Below are 17,019 nucleotides of genomic sequence, written 5' to 3'. Positions count from 1 at the left end.
CTGTCTCCTGTACAGAAATGATGTAGACATCAGTGGTGGTTAGAACCACCTTTTAGTTGAGAACACACATATGATAAGGGATTATTGACTGATAGGGAATAGGGAAATTGTCACCTAGCTCTTTCAAATGAATGTATATTTTTTAATACTAATAGGAGATTAATTTGCTTGGATTAGCCTCCAATTGCTGAGGTTATAGGTTCAACAACCCTCCAGCAAATCTTGTAGAGTGTGGGTCAGTACCACCAGATCCTGTTCACGGGATAGCGTGTGTTCGCCGTCCTTGAGCAAGATTAAGCGCACGTCGGAACCCGTCAGCCGTTCGGCAACCTGCAAACTGATCCGCCACGGCACATCGGTGTCATTCATGCCATGGATCAACCGTACCGGGCAAGTGATCGGCAGCTTGGGCTGATCAAGCAAACGGTGTTGTTTGGCTTCTTCGATGAGATCCCAAGCGATGATGTACGGTTCGCCATAAGGAGACGGTAAGCGGATGACCCGCTCACGATGTAGGCGCTCCCGCAGCGTTTCATCCAGCCGTTCCCACAGCAAGTATTCGGTGAAATCGACCGCGCAAGCCAGGCCGAGCAACCCGGCAATCCGGTCTGGCCGTGCGAGCGCGGTGAGAAGCATCAGCCAAGCCCCCATCGACGAACCGACCAGAATTTGCGGGCCTTCGGTCAGACGGTCCAAAACCGCAAGCACGTCTTGAGACCAGCGGCCAATGGTGCCTTCAGCAAACTTGCCACCGGATGCTCCATGCCCGGAATAATCGAAACGCAGGAATGCTCGGTTGCGCTTGCGGCACCAGCGCTCCAAAGCACAGGCTTTGATGCCGGTCATATCTGAAGTAAAACCGCCCAGAAACACCACGCCCGGTAAGGCGCCCGAACTGCGGTGATAGGCGAGCTGAAGGCCATCGGCAAGCGTTAGATGGGCGGGTTTTTCGTCAAAAAAAGACATCATGTGGCGATCTCTCGGTGAGGTGCACTAAAGTATTCCAAATTGCCAAAACAAAACCCTACGGAGGTGTTCCCCAAAATCTTGGAATTTCGCGGAAGGCGGATTCCGTAGCGGGAATTACGCTATATAACAAAATAAGGATGGCGCGCGACACGGCCACCTGAGGAAGCGAAGAATGAATGATCGACGTGCGATGCTCTGGTTTCGTAACGATTTGCGGTTGCACGATCATGACGTGTTAACCTGGTTGGCCAACACCATGGACGTGTTGGTGCCCGTTTATTGCCTAGACCCCCGGCTGTTTACCCTCCAGCCGCTCGGATTTCCGCGCATGGGGCCGCTCAGAGCGCGGTTTTTGATCGAATGTCTGGAAGATTTGCGGACTGGCTTGGAGGCGCGTGGCAGCGGCTTGCATGTTGTGGTCGGTGAGCCGGAGACCGAAATTCCTCGCCTGGCGAAAATGCTTGGCGTGGGGGTTGTCTTTGCCGAGCGTGGTGTTTTGAGCGAAGCGGTTGGTTTGGAGCGGCGGCTGTTGGCTGCGCTTGAACGGATTGGCGTCATGCTGCGCGGTTATTCGGTAGCGACGCTCATTCATCCAGATGATTTACCGTTTCCCTTGGCTAATCTGCCGGAACCGTTTAACCGATTTCGGGAAGCGGCGCTGGCTGCCAGCGAACCTCGCGCCCCGTTACCGCCCCTGCGCAAGCTCCCCACGTTTCCCGCTGAATTTAAAACGGAAACCTTAGCAACACTGGTGCAAGCGGCTGGATTATTGCTTGAACACGAGCCTAGTCAACAACCCGGATTTAAGGGCGGGGCGACGGTCGCATTAGCCAGATTGCAGGATTTTGTGCAGGGTCGGCGCGCTTCCCTGGATACGCTGCGCGGTGGAGCCGGCGAATTAACCGCCGCCCAGGCTGACCGTTTTGCCCCGTGGTTAGCGCGCGGTGCCATCTCGCCCCGGTCGATTTACCAATACGTCAAATATTCCGGTTTGGCGGCTTGGGCCGGCGAATTGGCGAAGGGCACCATCGATGAATTGTTACGGCGCGACTATTGCCGATTTTTGGCTATTGCCCGTGGGGGTAAGACAAAACGCTCTGATCCGGTCTCCGGCTTGCACGATGGCCAGGCGCGAGAGCGGTTCGAGAGCTGGTGCCGGGGAGAGACCGGCCAGCCATTCGTGGACGCTCACTTACGGGAGCTAGCCCAGACTGGTTATTTGACCGCATTTGGCCGACGCCTGGTCGCCAGCTATCTTTGCCACCAACTCCGGGTGGATTGGCGCTGGGGTGCGGCGTGGTTCGCCTCGCAGTTGTTGGATGACGATGCCGCAGTCAACCTGGCCGGGTGGATGGAAGTCATAGGGCGATGGCGACTCGCAGAGCCAGTGGCTGATGCAGACCCCGCCGAAGAAGCTGCCCGGCACGATCCTGATGGGGTCTATACTCGTCGCTGGCTGATGCCGGGCGAGGGAGCAACGCGGCGAGTCGGCTAGGATTCGTGCGGTGGGATAATGCCAGGGCGTTTTGACGCTGTTATCGGTTGAAATTGCGGTGCGGTAGGCTTAGGCAGCTTCCCACGTTTGGTTGACGAGGGCGGGCAAGATCTCGCCCGCCGCGCCGGTTAGGCTAAAGGTGACGTGCGGGCTGAGGGGAGTCGGTTGAGGATTGATCTCCACGACCGTGGCCCCTAGACCGAGCGCGACGAAAGGCAAATCGGCGGCGGGATAGACCAGGGTGGAAGTGCCGATGCTAAAGAAGATTTCGGTGGTCCTGGCCGCGTGTTGGGCGGTGTGCAACGCGGCAGCCGGCAGGGCTTCGCCAAACCATACCACGTCCGGTCGCAGCAAGCCGCCACAACGGGGGCAACGCGGTGGAATTTCCCCATCGTCGGACCAGTTTTCCACCGGCCGATCTTCACTGAAGCATTTAGCACGAAAAATATTCCCGTGCAGTTCAACGAGCTGATGACTGCCGGCACGCCGATGGAGACCATCGACGTTCTGCGTGATCAGGCTAAATTCGGGAATCTGCTGTTCCATGGTAACCAGCGCCCGATGACCTGCATGGGGTTCAGCTTGGCGGATACGCTCTTGGCGCCAAGCGTACCATTCCCAAACCAGCTTCGGGTTACGCCGAAACGCTTCGGGTGTGGCCAGCTCTTGAGGATCATACTGCGCCCATAAGCCAGTCTGTGCTTCCCGAAAGGTCGGTACGCCGCTTTCAGCGGAGACGCCGGCCCCTGTTAAAACCGCGACTTGGCGGGCATGGCGTAGGCGATTGACGAGTTCTGAGGGAATGGGGACTTCGCGCATGACCACAGGTCTCCAGTGACAGGGCGGATCACGGATCGAGAATACCATGTAGACCGTTGCAGGTCGAAGCGCCGGGTCAGTGCAAGGACTTCAAAAAGCCAAGGTGTAGGGCGGCGGTTGATTCACCGGCGGTATCTGTGCGGCAACAGGCGATTCGTATCGTATACTTTGGTGATCCGGGCGCATGGGCGTGGTTTCTCGCGCCGCTTTGTTAACATACGGCAGTGCCGCCATTTTCGTCTGGAAAAACGCCTCCAAGCGTATGCTGATCGAAGGGATCTGCTCCCCTACCGGGATTGGAGGAGGGTATCGCCCAGCAGGTTGTCACGGGCACAGCAAGCGAATACTGCTCGTGCGGCGGGCTTGCTGGGTGGATGGGGCATGAGCTGATGAGGCTAGGATGATGATTGCGCTTGATTCGCACTACACCATCGGTAGATTGCACTGGTATTGTCAGGACTATTTGTTTCAGGGTGGGGAACCTTTTCCTCATGTGATCTTGTCGGATGGTTGCTCCGCTTCGCCAAATAGCGATATCGGGGCTAGGCTGCTGGTGTTGAACGCCCGCCGCGAGTTGGCTCGTTTCGCGCGGGTTGCTGCTGATGAGGCACAGCGCGCCGCGCTCCATTGGCGCCTTGGTCGGCGGATTGTGCGTCGTGCCGCTCGTCAGGCCCACGAGTTGGGACTTAATCCCGAAGTACTGGATGCTACTTTGTTGATCGCTTGGTGCGATGGGATGATGGTGCGGGTCCATGTGTATGGGGATGGTTGCATCGTCACCCGTCGTGCTGATGGGCAACTCGCGGCCATTCAGGTGGATTATGCCGAGAATGCGCCCTATTACTTGTCTTATCTATTAGATCCCGCCCGCAACGTATTTTATCAGGAAGCCATCGGCGACTCGGCGGTTGCTCAATCGATAAGCACCCTGCGTGGCCCGACCGAGGTGATCAAGCGGCATGAGCCGTTTGATAATCCACTGGTTTTTTCGTTTGATCTAGCTGACTTCCCCCTGATCGTGGTTGCCACCGATGGCTTAGGCTCTTTCGTGGAAGCCCGGACCCAGCAGCGGGTGCCTTTGTGGGATGTGCTGCCGACCGTCCTGAACTTTAGTCGGTATGAGGACACGTTTGTTAGGGAATACCTGGAGAAAGCCCTGGCTGAACTTGGCGAACAGTTCATGTTCAATGTGGACGATATCAGCTTGGGCGTATTCGCGCGCAAGGCTTGAATCAGAAAAACCGTAGATAGGCTTCCAACACCTTGAGGGTGTAGGCGCTGGTGTCGCCGCGCCGATATGGCTCAGGATCGCCGTTTAGCCACCAGGCGGCGGCGCGCTGGATGGCCACCACTTCGTTACCGTTGCTGGCCACGAACTGCTCGCGCAATACCGGTCCCATCACACAAGCGATTGTTTGCCGGGCGAGTACTGTATCGGCGGCAAATTGCTCCGGTGTCAGTTGCTGGTTCAAGCAGCGCGTGGTCCAGCGACCGATGTTGTCCGGTTTGATTTGCCAATCGCTGTACAGCCCGGAATCTGCCCGGACGGCAGGGGCTGCCAGCCGCAAGGCTTCAACCAGCGCCTCGACCTTAATGGTCGAGAGTTGGCCTTGCCCGACGGCGATGGCGGCCCATAGCAACGCCAGACAACCCAAAGTTCGTATCACGCAGTGCCTATCGCTCAACGAGATCATGGATGTGATCGCCCTCTCAGTGGAGTGAACCCCAACGCGCTACCGCCGGTTCGGCAACCGCCCATTTCCAGGCTGTGGTTTGCCGGCAGGCCGTGGCGACAAACCACTGGCGCTGCTGTTTTTTACCCTTGCCCTCAATCACGGAAAACAGAACCTCCTTGCAGGGTGCTAGCGGTGTGCGGAATACCCGGATGACCTGAAGCTCGCCGTGTTCGTTGCCGTAAGGAATCGAGTGTTGGATTTGCCACGACTGTATCTCTCCCGGCTGCATTGGGCCGATCAAAGCGGCGATGGCATCCTGTTCGGCCTGTTGCCATTTGCGAAACACATATTTTCCCGTGGCATCGACGGCGGCCTTGACGCCGATGCCAACCCCATAACCCACGGCCGGATTGGTGGTTGCCGCGCCGGCGGCAATACCCGTTGCCGCGCCGGCAAATCCGCCGACGCTATTGCAGCCGACCAGACCCAAGGTGAGTAGGCTGGCAACCAGCCAGTGCGCCGAGCGGGCTTTTGGTGGCGAATGGGACACGCGATCCTGGGTCATTGCAGTGAACCCCAGCGCTCAGTGGCCGGTTCAGCAGACGCCCATTTCCAGCCGTTGCTATCGCGGCAGATGGTGGCGACATAAAAGGCGCTATGGGGTTTCTGATCGATTAGGGCATCAATAGAAAACACGATTTCCTTACAGATCAGATGACGTGCGCTGATGATCCGACTCACCGTCACCCGACCCCTCTCATCGTCTTCGATGGGAATACGATGAGTGACTTGCCAATGGGCGACTGCGCCAGGCTCCAGGTTGCCGGCAATTCGCGCGATCATATCCTGCTGTGCGCCGTGTACCTTGCGCTGAGTATATTGCAGGCCCGCCAACGCCGCTGAGCGCACCCCAAGACCGATGCCGGTGGCGATGGCGGCATTGTCAGTGACCTGAGAGGCCAGCGCCGCGCCACCGACCCCCGCCAGATCGGCGGTTCCTTCCCGTAGAAAAGAACTGCAACCTGTCAAAACGGTTACCAGCAGCAAGATAAAGAGAGGCAGGATGGGACTGGTTATGAATCTGGCAGGTTGGGTGGTCGAATGGGCGGTGGTGATCATCGTTGCAGTTTGGTGGGTAGATTGGGTGCTATCAACGGCCATCATTCTGGTGAGCCAGCGTTCGATCTAACGCGCGATAGCTGAGGGCTTCGGTCAAATGTGGCGTTCCGATGGAATCGCTACCGGCCATATCGGCGATAGTACGAGCTACTTTGAGAATCCGGTGGTACGCGCGCGGTGATAGCCCTAATCGCTCCAGCGCACGTTCCAGCAAGCGATGATCGGCTTCGCTCAAGGTGCAGTGGCGCTCGATTTCGCGGGTGGTCAGCGCGCTGTTGGGTTTGCCGATCCGCTGCAATTGCCGGTCACGCGCTTTGCACACGCGGGCACGTACCGTCGCGCTGCTTTCCTCAGCAGTTTCGCCTCGTAACAGCCGATGTGCCAGGCGGGGAACTTCGATATGGAGATCAATTCGGTCTATCAGCGGCCCGGAGATCCGTCCTCGATAGCGGCGGACTTGCTCCGATCCGCAGGCGCAGCGGCGCTCACTGTCGCCCAGATAGCCGCAAGGGCAGGGATTCATTGCCGCCACCAATTGAAACCGCGCGGGGAAATCGGCTTGGCGGGCTGCGCGCGAAATGGTGATACGCCCTGATTCAAGTGGCTCGCGCAAAACTTCCAGCACATGCCGATCAAATTCGGGTAGCTCATCCAAAAACAGAACCCCGTGGTGTGCCAGCGAAATCTCGCCAGGACGTGGCTGGCTACCACCGCCAACCAGGGCGGCACCCGACGCGGTATGGTGCGGGGCGCGAAACGGCCGCGCGGCCCAGCGTTGCAAATCCAGCCCGTGGGCGCTGATCGACGCGATAGCGGCGGTTTCTAGCGCTTCCACATTGGACAACGGGGGAAGGATGCCGGGTAGCCGGCTGGCCAGCATGGTCTTGCCGGTACCGGGTGGGCCAATGAATAACAGATTGTGACCCCCCGCAGCCGCGATTTCCAACGCCCGTTTGGCATGATGTTGACCGCGCACGTCGCTCAAATCGCGCTCCGCCAGGGCTTCTGGAATCGGCATTGGGTGTGCGGTCGGCGGCTTGAGCACCGTGCCGGTGGCCAGATGCCGACAGATCTCCAGCAGATGCGTCGCCCCCAAGACGGCAGCATCTCCGACCAGCAGCGCTTCCTCGGTATTGACTCTCGGTACTAGCAGCGTCCGTTTGGCGTCGCGGCAAGCGAGCGCCGCCGGCAGCACCCCGCGTACACCCCGCAGCTCGCCACCTAAAGCCAGCTCACCGAGAAATTCGTAGCGGTCGAGCATTTCCCGGTTGATCTGGCCGGACGCGGCGAGGATACCTAAAGCAATCGGCAGGTCGAATCGACCACCTTCTTTGGGTAAATCAGCCGGAGCCAGATTGATGGTGATGCGCCGGCTGGGGAATTCAAGCTGGCTATTCAGGATGGCGCCACGTACCCGATCCTTGCTTTCCTTGACCGCCGCCTCTGGCAGACCAACGATAAAAAGTCCCGGTAAGCCACTCGATAAATGGACTTCCACGCTGACCAGCGGTGCATGAATGCCGACCTGAGCGCGGGTGTAAATGATGGCGAGCGACATGGCGATCCATTTGACGATCCGTTGGGGCGGACGTTCTCTGTTGTCGAGGTTGCTTAAGGCCCGCGCAGCGGTATTGCACTATTTTGGTGCGCCATACGCCACACGACCGGTTGATGGCAGCGTCGCCGGTCGTCGATCCCGGTGGCGGGAGGGCAGGCAGTGATTGCTGTCAACCATCGTTTTCCGGTTCGGCCGGTTTTTCCGCACTCTTGCGTCGTTTTGTCCCCAGCGCTTGTTTTTCCAACTCGGCCACCTGTTTTTCCAGCTCTTCCAGCTTACTCCGGGTACGCGCTAACACTCCCTGCTGCACCTCGAACTCCTCTCGTGTTACCAAATCCAGTTTGGAAAAGGTGGCTTGCAGGGCAGCATGGACATTCTTTTCTATATCAGCCTGGAATTGGCGGAAGCTGGGTGGCAACGCCTCGGTGAAGCGTTTGGCCAGGTCATCGAAGGCTTTCGGGTCGATCATCACCATTCCTCCAGTAGGGGCAAAGACTAGATTTTAGTTTAACGACATTTACCGCGTGGTGCGCGTCAACCTGTTGCACCGTTAAGGTGCGGGATTGGATCTGTAGAGCGCACTGGCTTGGCTTATAGACCATCAAGGGTGGATAAATTTCGGTAATAATTTGTATTTATTTAATTTTATTTATTGGCATGAAAAGTGCTTAGGCTCCCGTCATCTTGAGTTGTTGGTGCTGGCACACGCGGATGTCAGACAGCCGGCATCCCTTAAGCAAAATGATAGGAGTTGCGTCATGAAACTAATCACTGCGGTCATTAAACCGTTCAAGCTTGATGATGTTCGAGAAGCGCTGACGGAAGTGGGTGCGCAAGGGATCACGGTCACTGAAGTCAAGGGATTCGGTCGCCAGAAGGGGCATACCGAGTTGTATCGCGGGGCGGAGTATGTGGTGGATTTCTTACCCAAGCTCAAGGTGGAAGTCGGTGTGGCCGATGATCTGGTCGAGCGGGTGATCGAAGCGGTGAGTCGTGCTGCTAACACCGGTAAGGTCGGCGACGGGAAAATTTTCATGTACGACTTGGAAAAAGCCATCCGTATCCGAACGGGTGAATCCGGGCCGGAAGCCCTGTAAGACGCTGCCCCGTTTTCGCTATCTCCAGGAGCAATTGACCGATGAGCAAAAGAAAACGCATCGCGCACGGTGGCGGCCTGCTGGGGCTGCTGCTCGGTTTGGCACCCACCCTGGCATGGGCGCAGGAAGCGGTAGCGCCTGTCTTGAATTCGGGTGATACTGCCTGGCTGCTGACCTCGACGGCCTTGGTGTTGTTTATGACCATTCCGGGCCTATCGCTGTTTTATGCCGGCATGGTACGCGCCAAGAATGTGTTGTCGATCATGATGCAATGTTTCGCCATCACCGCGCTGGTGACGGTTTTGTGGGTGCTATATGGCTACAGCCTCGCGTTCGATACTACCGGCATGGCAGCGGGTACAGTCAACTTGAATTCTTTCATCGGCACCTTGGAGAAGGCGTTTCTTCAGGGTGTTACGGCAGAAAGTTTATGGCAACCGGTTGCCACGGTCTCTAACGCCATCCCGGAAACGGTGTTTATGACCTATCAAATGACGTTTGCCATCATTACTCCAGCGCTGATCGTCGGTGCTTTCGCCGAACGGATGAAGTTCTCCGCGCTGCTGCTGTTCATTGGTTTATGGCTGACGTTTATCTATCTGCCTATCGCTCACATGGTCTGGGGTGGGGCGGGTTCGTTGATCGGTAGCCAGTGGGGTGTCCTGGATTTCGCCGGTGGCACCGTCGTGCATATCAACGCCGGTGTGGCCGGATTGGTGGCCTGCTTGGTGATTGGTAAGCGCAAAGGGTTTCCGCAGACTGCGATGCCGCCACACAATCTCAATTTTACTATCGTGGGTGCGTCGATGTTGTGGGTCGGTTGGTTCGGGTTCAACGCGGGTAGCGCGTTGGCGGCCAACGGTAGTGCCGGCATGGCGATGGCGGTCACCCAGATTGCCACAGCGATGGCGGCGTTAGGGTGGATGTTCGCGGAGTGGCTGACGCACGGTAAACCCAGCGTGTTAGGCATCGCCTCTGGTGCCGTCGCCGGCTTAGTGGCGATCACACCGGCTTCGGGCACCGCCGGCCCGATGGGTGCGTTGTTGATCGGTCTGGTAGCTGGCGTCGTCTGCTTTCTGAGTGCAACCAGACTCAAACGAGCGCTCGGTTATGATGACTCGCTGGATGCCTTCGGTGTCCATGCTGTGGGTGGTTATTTGGGGGCCATCTTGACCGGCCTGTGTGCGGACAAGAGTCTGGGCGGCATCGGGCTTGCCGAAGGGGTGAGCGTGGGCGGGCAACTGTTCGCCCAGTTCAAGGGAGCCACCTTGACGGTGCTGTATACCGCCATTGTCAGTTACGTCCTGCTGAAAATCGTTGACGCGGTGCTCGGCTTGCGGGTCACCCAGGAGCAGGAAACGGAAGGGTTGGACATCGCTTTGCACGACGAGCGGGGTTACAGCCTGTAACGGTTGGGTTTGGCGAGGGAGCGGGGCAGGCAAAACGGCCTGCCTCCGTTCACACGCAGTGCCGGATTTCGGTTATAGTCCGGCCCCGACCTTTCATTTTTGGCTTAAACGAACGCAGAGGGCAGCCATGAAGCTTATCACCGCAATCATCAAACCGTTCAAATTGGACGATGTGCGGGAGGCCCTGTCGGGTATCGGCGTGCAGGGCATCACCGTGACCGAGGTCAAGGGTTTCGGTCGGCAAAAAGGCCACACCGAACTGTACCGGGGCGCCGAATATGTGGTGGATTTTCTACCGAAGGTCAAGCTGGAGATCGCCGTCGATGACGGTTTAGTGGAGCAGGTGGTGGAGGCGATCCGTACCACGGCCAACACTGGCAAGATCGGTGACGGTAAGATCTTCGTCTATAACCTGGAAAGCGCTATCCGTATCCGTACCGGTGAAATGGGTCCTAGCGCATTATAAGCAGCATGAATTTTGGGATTGCCAGCGCGGTGCGGTGGAGTTCGGCGCTGTAATATGCGGTGGCTGGGGAGTCTAGGGATTGGGTACCTGGGTCAGCGTCTGCGCTGCCGATAGCAGGTTTCAGGTTTCGTCCGCCACGGGCAACACCGCGCACAGGTTATCCAGCTCCGTTGTGCAGGCGTGGATTTGATTGACTGCTGCCATGGCTTGCTCACGAGTAATGCCCAGCATGAACATGGCCAGTGCGGGGAGACGGTTATTGTGCTCTTCGCCCAAGCCGAAATAATGGAGCAAACGGTTAGCGATCAGCACCAGGTTGGAGTATTCGGCGTGTAGATGGGTGCTGTCCTCGTTATGGTGCCAGCGTGTTGCAGCGATCACCTCTTCGGGCAGATTCCAGGATTGCATGAGCCAAGCGCCGATTTGCCAATGCTCGACCCCCATCACATAGCGTTCCACATCATTGATCGGTACATGCCGATTCACGTCTAAAAATCGGTTGAGCAAGAAAAATTGTGCGGGCAGGGCATGACCGAGCACGAGATAGCCAAAATCGTGTAGTAATCCCCCTAGATAAGCCAGGCCAGGATTTACCAGTGGTTGGGGCAGATTTTTGACCAACTCGCTAACCAGGGCAGCGCAATAGACGCTATGCCGCCAAATAGACTGTAAACCAACCGCACCCTCAATCGGCACATGAAACTGTTCGGCCATACTGGAACCCAGCAGTAAAGCCAGTGCATTGTCCGGCGGCAACACGTCCTCAATGGCGGTTTCCAATGAGTCTACCGTGCCGCGAAAGCCATGCAACGGGACGCGCGCCCAATACACGAGCCGAGCAGCCGAACTGGCATTGCGCGCTGCGAGCTTAACGAGGTCGTGTGCTGACGACTCCGGGTTAGCGTACAAGGCGAGCATTTTTTGTACCGCTGGCGAGATATCGGGCAAGTCAACGATGTGCTCAAGGTTGGCAGATTTTAAGGGCGTATAACGATTGGTTAGCCCTGTCAGGTTTCGTGCGCTGACCTGTTTGGTTAAATGAAAATCCAAGTTTTCTAGCGGAATTGCGAACTGTCCCCAGCGAGCTTGCGCGAACAGTTTGCCGAAATCCTCACCTTCCATCCGCACCATCGTATCACCGGTACCGCTTTCGAAATAGATCTCGGCCTCATACATCAAGCTGGAATCGACCAACAGGGGGATATTGAAGAGAGTGGCCAAGGGAGGCCGAGAGTACCCCTTACACCCATGAGTTTGGAAGAAATTTGTGGTCTCTGCACCGTGCAACGGCTGTAGTTCGGATCCCCACAGTTGGCAAAGCATGGCGAAATCAAGAATATGACTATAGGGCAGGATGGCCATCAGTAAACCATCGGCTGATTTTAATAAAACAGTTCTAACAGCTTGTCGAGCCGATAGGGCAAGTTTTTGCCGGGTTTGCTCCATCGTTTGATTGGGTGGATAGGCGATCAAACGATAAGGGAGTTGCTGTCGATCCAAAAAACTCTGAACGGAATCCGGAAGGTTCATGCCAATGCCCCTAGCTTTAGATCGCCAGATAAAAAACGTCACATTATTATTATAGCTTTATTACGAAGAATTGTTCGAGTGAACAAATCCGAGTTTGTTGAGCGCGAAACAAGCAACCAGGAGCATCAACCGGGCTGGGCAAAATAGGCTTTTGATGCGGCAAAACTTATTCGATTTTTACCGCGACGGGGGCACTGGGGTTAAGCGATTGGGATGATCGGGTTTGGCGAGGGCTAACAGGTTTTGCAGGATAATCTGGTCTGGAGCCGCTATTGGCGGCTGTCGGCGTTGTGGCGTTGCGTATGGGTGCGGCCGACCTGGGGCCATTGTCCGTACTGGTAGTCGGTGTTGTGATATGACGGATAGGGGCGGCTTTGGTGGTGGTTGCTTTCGTACCGGTCGGGCCAGCAGGAGTAACCGGTGCCGTGGTATTACGGGCGGAGTTGGCGGAACCGGAATCGCTGCGGGAAGTCGAGCGTGGTGTCTGGCTATCCTTCTTTCCAGTCGCTGATTTGCTACCGCCTACTGTAGTAGCGACACTCGATGATGGCTGCGGATTTTTCTTGGTGCTGCCGGGTTTGTTACCCTGATCGGCTGTTGTCGTAGCGGATGGTTGGCTGGTTTTTTTCGGGGAGACCAATTTAATGTCGCCCGCAGGGACAGCAACGGCTGGCGTCTGGGTCTTTTGCTTGCGGTTAGCCTTGGTGGTGGTAGCCACCGGTGTGGCCGGCGCTAAGCGAGTCGGCGGCTGCGCGGATCGCTGTGGCTTTGGCTCATCCCGCCGAACATTGATTTGCCGCTTGGGCAGTTCAGTGTAAAAGTCGTATTTCGGCTTTGGCGGCGGCGGTACGCTTTCGAGGGGGGGGATTGCTGGTGTCGGTGCATTGGCCGCGTTGCCCTTAGGGGTCGTCGGTGTGTTGGATGGGCTGGCTTTAGGTGCCGGTGCAGCCGTGGCAGTCGGGGTAGCGCTGGTTGCAGGAGAGGCCGGTGCTGGCGAGTCGCCCTTACGGATGTAGGCCAGCGCGCCGCCAAATAGCCCGATGAGAGCGAGGGTGAGGACCAACAAACCGTGTCGGCGCACGGCTTGTCGGCGGCGCTGCCAAGTCGAGGCAGGTTTATAATCGCGTTGGATACTCACATAACCTCCGGGGCCGAAACGCCCAATAAGGTGAGTCCGTTTTTGATGATTTGTCGCGTTGCCAGACTGAGATTGATGCGGGCATCCCGCAAATCGTCGTCGTCTACGAGAACCCGGTGTTCGTTGTAGTAAGTATGGAAGGCGTTGGCCAATTCGCGTAGATAGTGCGCCAGTTGGTGCGGCTCATGATTGATTGCAGCGCTTTCCAGCACTTCTGGATAGCGCGACAGGGCCACCAGCAGTAACTCTTCGTGGGGTTCGCTCAATCGCGCCAGACTGGCATGGCCACGCGCCATGTCCCGAGAGAAGCCCTTTTCGCGCAATTGCCTTAGTACGCTCGATACGCGGGCATGAGCATACTGGATATAATAGACCGGGTTGTCCTTCGATTGCGATTTGGCAAGGTCGAGATCGAAATCCAGGTGTTGTTCACTCTTGCGCATCACATAGAAGAAGCGGGCGGCATCGTTGCCGACCTCCTGGCGCAGTTCCCGCAGCGTGACAAATTCGCCGGAGCGAGTGGACATGGGCATCCGTTCGCCATTGCGGTAGAGAATCGCAAATTGCACCAGCAGCACACCCAGCCGATCCGGGTTTTCTCCCATGGCCTGGAGGGCGGCTTTGACGCGAGGGACATAACCATGATGGTCGGCACCCCAAACATCGATCACTTGATCAAAACCGCGCTCGAACTTTTCCAGATGGTAGGCGATATCAGAGGCAAAATAGGTGGTCTGGCCATTTTCACGTTTAACCACACGATCTTTTTCGTCTCCGAACGCGCTGGAGCGAAACCACAACGCCCCGTCTTGCTCATAGAGATAATCGGCGGCGCCGAGCCGTTCAATGGCTTTATCGACCAGGCCGCTCTGCTCTAGCGTTCGCTCCGAATACCATTTTTCGTAGACGACGCCAAATTCCCGTAAATCATCGCGGATATCGTCAAGCAGGGTTCTCAGGCCCAGATCAAAGATGGCGCGATAGCGGCGCTCCCCCAAAAGGGTTTGGGCGCGCTCCACCAGCGCATCGATATACGCTTCCTTATCGCCTTGGCTGACCAGATTACCGCTGGCATCGCGGATTTCATCAGGCGGCAGGCCCTGAAAGATGCGGGTGGACGGCAAGACGTAAGCCCCGCCCTGTTCAGCGTAAATGCGAGCGCCAATGGCGCGCACATAGTCGCCGCGATACCCATTGCTGGGAAACTCGAATCGTTCGCCGCAATGCTCCAGATAGCGCAACCAAACGCTGACCGCAAGAATGTTCATCTGCCGCCCCGCGTCGTTGACGTAATACTCGCGCTGAACCTGATAACCGATAGCGTCCAGTAGGTTAGCGACGGTAGCGCCGAACGCCGCGCCCCGGCCGTGGCCGACATGAAGGGGACCTGTCGGGTTGGCGGAAACGAATTCCACCTGAACCCGCTGCCCGGCGCCGAGTTCGCTACGGCCAAAGCTGTCACCGCGCTCGATGATCTCCTGCACGACGGCGTGATAGGCAGCCGGTGCCAGGAAAAAGTTGATGAAGCCCGGCCCGGCGATCTTGACGTTGGCGATCCCCTCGGAAGGGGGCAGGGCGGCGACGATACGCTCGGCCAGTTCGCGCGGATTGCGCCGGGCGGTTTTTGCCAAACCCAGCGCTACAGCGCTGGCGAAATCGCCGTGCGCCCGCTCACGGGTGCGTTCCAGCGGAATTTCCGCTGGCAGGGGACCAGACAGCGAGCCGTCCTGGAGCAAGGCGTCAAGCGCTTGGGCGATAAGAGTTTGCAGATGCGTTTTCAAGAGAAAGCCTTCGCGTGTTTCTTCGTCAACTGATCATGCCGAGTTTGAAGTGGTATACAGTGAATTTCTTGAACTCGTTGACGATCTTGAGGGAATCGCGCAACAGCTCCCGATCCAGCTTACTGAGTTCTTTCGGGTTCATGTAGTTGTCTTGGGGTAGTCCCTGCTCGATTTTTTGCAAGCCGGCCCGGGTCCGCAAGGTGGACATGAAGGTGAACGCCTCAATCAACTCGGTGCCGAAAGACGGTGCAAATAAATTGCGCTGGCTTAGGGCGGTGATGCGCTCAATGGTATTGGTCTGTGGGAGTCGATATTCCAACGCCAGGCTGCGAACGCCGTGGACGATGGGAAAGATGCCACCTTTCTTAATATCCAATTCATCGCGATTTTTCTCAAGCACGAAATTGGTGAAAAACCCCAACGGTGTTTCAAACGCGACGGTGGCTTTCGCAAACTGACTGTAGAAAGAACGGTAATCGCCGAGCAGACGATGCATCCGATCCTTAACATGGCGGAGCAGATTCTCGTCGCCGGCCACTGCCTTGGCATCGCAGAAGATAGCAAATTGCAAAAACGAATCGTGGGTGGGATGGACGATCCACTCGAACAGCTCATCCTTGAAGGCCGCGACTGATTTGGTCCAGTAAGGGTTGGAAATCATGATATTGCCAGGGCAGCGAGGATAGCCGAAATCCAGCAGGCTGGCTGTGAATTCGGCGGTGATCCGTGCCAGATCCGCATAGGAGAAATCATCGCGCAAGATCAGCGCATTATCCTGGTCGGTTTTTAAGACCTGTTCCTCGCGGCCTTCGCTCCCCAATACCAGCAGGCAGGAATTATCCAGCAGCTCCGGCGGAGCTAACAATTCCATCAGTTTCCGCAACATTTTTTTGTTAAGTTCGGAAACCAATTGCATGATGTAACGGATTTTGACGCCCTTGCCATGCAAATCGCGGATAACATTGATCAGTTCTCGGCTAGCCCACTTGAGTTCTTCCTTGGATTGCGCACGCTCGATTTGTAGGGCGATCAGGTGCGAGTGGTTCGATAGATAGCTTAACAGGTCAATTTGTTCGAGGATGCCGTGGATGGTGGTGCCCTCGCGGATCACCAAGCGATTGATATTGTGCCGGGTCATTTGCAGCAGGGCGTTGAACAAAAAGTCGTCGGGCGCCATGCCGATCAAATCATAGGTCGCCAGCGATCCGACCGGAGCATCCAGCGAGCGCCGTTGGATGATGGCGGCCTCCCGCAAATCGGTCGCCGTCAAAATACCGGTTTCATCGCCGTGCTGAACCAGGACCGAGTTGGTCTTATGGGTTTTCATCGCCACCGCTGTTTCGTGGATCGTGGCCTTGGCGGTGACATAGGTCGGCGGATGGATATAAATATCGCGGATTTTGGTAACGGTGAACGCTGACAGTTCTTGTAGATCTTCGGACTCAGTAGAAGCAGCCGTGATTCGCCGCGCGATTTTAAGATCATAGAAGCGGGCGAAGCCTGGATTGGCTTGCAGAGTTGCCAAAAATACGTCCTTAGCCAGACACAGGCAGTGTGTCGGCTCGGCGGCTACGAAAGAGCGCTTGCTGGTTCCTTCCAGTAAACCGCGAATATCAAACGTGTCCTGCGCAGTGTAGAGCGCGATCACGCACTTTAGCGAGGGCTGATCCTCGTCTTGGCTTTGAGAGATCGCGGTCTCTGAGAGCGTTTGCGGAGGCCGACTCGGCGGGTCGTTGCCCTCAATTTCCCAAACGGTACCTGTGATGACCACGAACAGGCAGATAGGCCGCTCGCCTGCTTTCAGCAAGACCTCACCGGTGTGGTAGTGGGCCACGGTTAGGTTCTGGGTCAACTGTGCCAACTCTAATGCAGATAGTTGGCTGAAAGGTGGCAGGTTCGCCAGAAAGCTTTTTGGGTCCAGAGCGTCGGGAGTAGCCAAGGATAGTCTGCCCGGTTGTCAAA

16 protein-coding genes are annotated in these 17,019 nt (G+C 56.9%); 5 read left to right on the top strand and 11 right to left on the bottom strand.

The annotated features are described in order from the left end of the window. Positions 1–201: 201 nt before the first annotated feature. Complete coding sequence (locus BN873_RS07330) at positions 202–969, bottom strand: alpha/beta hydrolase (protein WP_320411705.1); 768 nt, start codon at positions 967–969, stop codon at positions 202–204. Positions 970–1,141: 172 nt separating this feature from the next. On the opposite strand from BN873_RS07330, the gene BN873_RS07325 reads away from it, so the two are divergent. Next, the gene (locus BN873_RS07325; RefSeq protein WP_048672300.1) at positions 1,142–2,464 is read left to right on the top strand and encodes an FAD-binding domain-containing protein; all 1,323 of its coding nucleotides are present in this window, start codon (positions 1,142–1,144) and stop codon (positions 2,462–2,464) included. Positions 2,465–2,533: 69 nt separating this feature from the next. On the opposite strand, the gene BN873_RS07320 is transcribed toward BN873_RS07325, so the two are convergent. Then, on the bottom strand, positions 2,534–3,283 hold the full coding sequence (locus BN873_RS07320) for an SIR2 family NAD-dependent protein deacylase (protein WP_048672298.1): 750 nt from the start codon (positions 3,281–3,283) through the stop codon (positions 2,534–2,536). A 400-nt stretch (positions 3,284–3,683) separates the two neighbouring features. On the opposite strand from BN873_RS07320, the gene BN873_RS07315 reads away from it, so the two are divergent. Then, positions 3,684–4,514, top strand: a complete 831-nt coding sequence (locus BN873_RS07315) for a protein phosphatase 2C domain-containing protein (protein WP_048672297.1) — start codon at positions 3,684–3,686, stop codon at positions 4,512–4,514. Position 4,515: 1 nt separating this feature from the next. Here the strand turns inward: BN873_RS07315 and BN873_RS07310 are convergent, their stop codons facing one another. The 5 genes from BN873_RS07310 to ubiK form a co-directional block, all read right to left on the bottom strand. Then, on the bottom strand, positions 4,516–4,950 hold the full coding sequence (locus tag BN873_RS07310; protein ID WP_048672362.1) for a hypothetical protein: 435 nt from the start codon (positions 4,948–4,950) through the stop codon (positions 4,516–4,518). 43 nt (positions 4,951–4,993) lie between these two features. Next, positions 4,994–5,524: a hypothetical protein gene (locus BN873_RS07305; protein ID WP_048672295.1), complete on the bottom strand. Its 531-nt coding sequence runs from the start codon at positions 5,522–5,524 to the stop codon at positions 4,994–4,996. Next, on the bottom strand, positions 5,521–6,078 hold the full coding sequence (locus tag BN873_RS07300) for a hypothetical protein (protein WP_053085263.1): 558 nt from the start codon (positions 6,076–6,078) through the stop codon (positions 5,521–5,523). Before BN873_RS07300 ends, BN873_RS07305 begins: the two co-directional genes overlap by 4 nt. Positions 6,079–6,109: 31 nt before the next feature. Next, positions 6,110–7,636, bottom strand: a complete 1,527-nt coding sequence (locus tag BN873_RS07295; RefSeq protein ID WP_048672292.1) for a YifB family Mg chelatase-like AAA ATPase — start codon at positions 7,634–7,636, stop codon at positions 6,110–6,112. A gap of 169 nt (positions 7,637–7,805) precedes the next feature. Continuing rightward, a complete protein-coding gene (gene ubiK, locus BN873_RS07290; RefSeq protein WP_048672288.1) occupies positions 7,806–8,105 on the bottom strand; it encodes a ubiquinone biosynthesis accessory factor UbiK in 300 nt (99 codons plus the stop codon). Positions 8,106–8,394: 289 nt separating this feature from the next. Here ubiK and BN873_RS07285 point away from each other — a divergent pair, with 289 nt between their 5' ends. The 3 genes from BN873_RS07285 (at position 8,395) to BN873_RS07275 (ending at position 10,608) form a co-directional block, all read left to right on the top strand. Continuing rightward, positions 8,395–8,733 carry a P-II family nitrogen regulator gene (locus BN873_RS07285; protein ID WP_048672286.1) on the top strand — a complete coding sequence of 113 codons (339 nt, stop codon included), beginning with the start codon at positions 8,395–8,397 and terminating at the stop codon, positions 8,731–8,733. 41 nt (positions 8,734–8,774) lie between these two features. Then, positions 8,775–10,142 carry an ammonium transporter gene (locus BN873_RS07280; RefSeq protein WP_048672285.1) on the top strand — a complete coding sequence of 456 codons (1,368 nt, stop codon included), beginning with the start codon at positions 8,775–8,777 and terminating at the stop codon, positions 10,140–10,142. A gap of 127 nt (positions 10,143–10,269) precedes the next feature. After that, complete coding sequence (locus BN873_RS07275) at positions 10,270–10,608, top strand: P-II family nitrogen regulator (protein ID WP_048672284.1); 339 nt, start codon at positions 10,270–10,272, stop codon at positions 10,606–10,608. 120 nt (positions 10,609–10,728) lie between these two features. Here the strand turns inward: BN873_RS07275 and BN873_RS07270 are convergent, their stop codons facing one another. The 4 genes from BN873_RS07270 to BN873_RS07255 all read right to left on the bottom strand — a co-directional run bounded on the left by BN873_RS07270 (position 10,729) and on the right by BN873_RS07255 (position 16,996). Beyond that, entirely contained in the window at positions 10,729–12,138 is a 1,410-nt protein-coding gene (locus BN873_RS07270; protein WP_048672281.1) for an HDOD domain-containing protein, read from the bottom strand. Positions 12,139–12,304: 166 nt separating this feature from the next. Further along, positions 12,305–13,276 (bottom strand): hypothetical protein, encoded by a 972-nt coding sequence (locus tag BN873_RS20050; protein WP_139031662.1) that lies wholly within the window; start codon positions 13,274–13,276, stop codon positions 12,305–12,307. Continuing rightward, a complete protein-coding gene (argS, locus tag BN873_RS07260) occupies positions 13,273–15,057 on the bottom strand; it encodes an arginine--tRNA ligase (protein ID WP_048672277.1) in 1,785 nt (594 codons plus the stop codon). The genes BN873_RS20050 and argS overlap by 4 nt, the downstream gene beginning before the upstream one ends. Positions 15,058–15,082: 25 nt before the next feature. Beyond that, entirely contained in the window at positions 15,083–16,996 is a 1,914-nt protein-coding gene (locus tag BN873_RS07255; RefSeq protein ID WP_048672276.1) for a putative nucleotidyltransferase substrate binding domain-containing protein, read from the bottom strand. Positions 16,997–17,019: the final 23 nt, after the last annotated feature.

Source organism: Candidatus Competibacter denitrificans Run_A_D11, assembly GCF_001051235.1.
Taxonomy (GTDB): Bacteria; Pseudomonadota; Gammaproteobacteria; order Competibacterales; family Competibacteraceae; genus Competibacter_A; species Competibacter_A denitrificans.
Note: the sequence above shows the minus strand (reverse complement) of the source record. Positions and strands in the feature narration are given on the sequence as shown.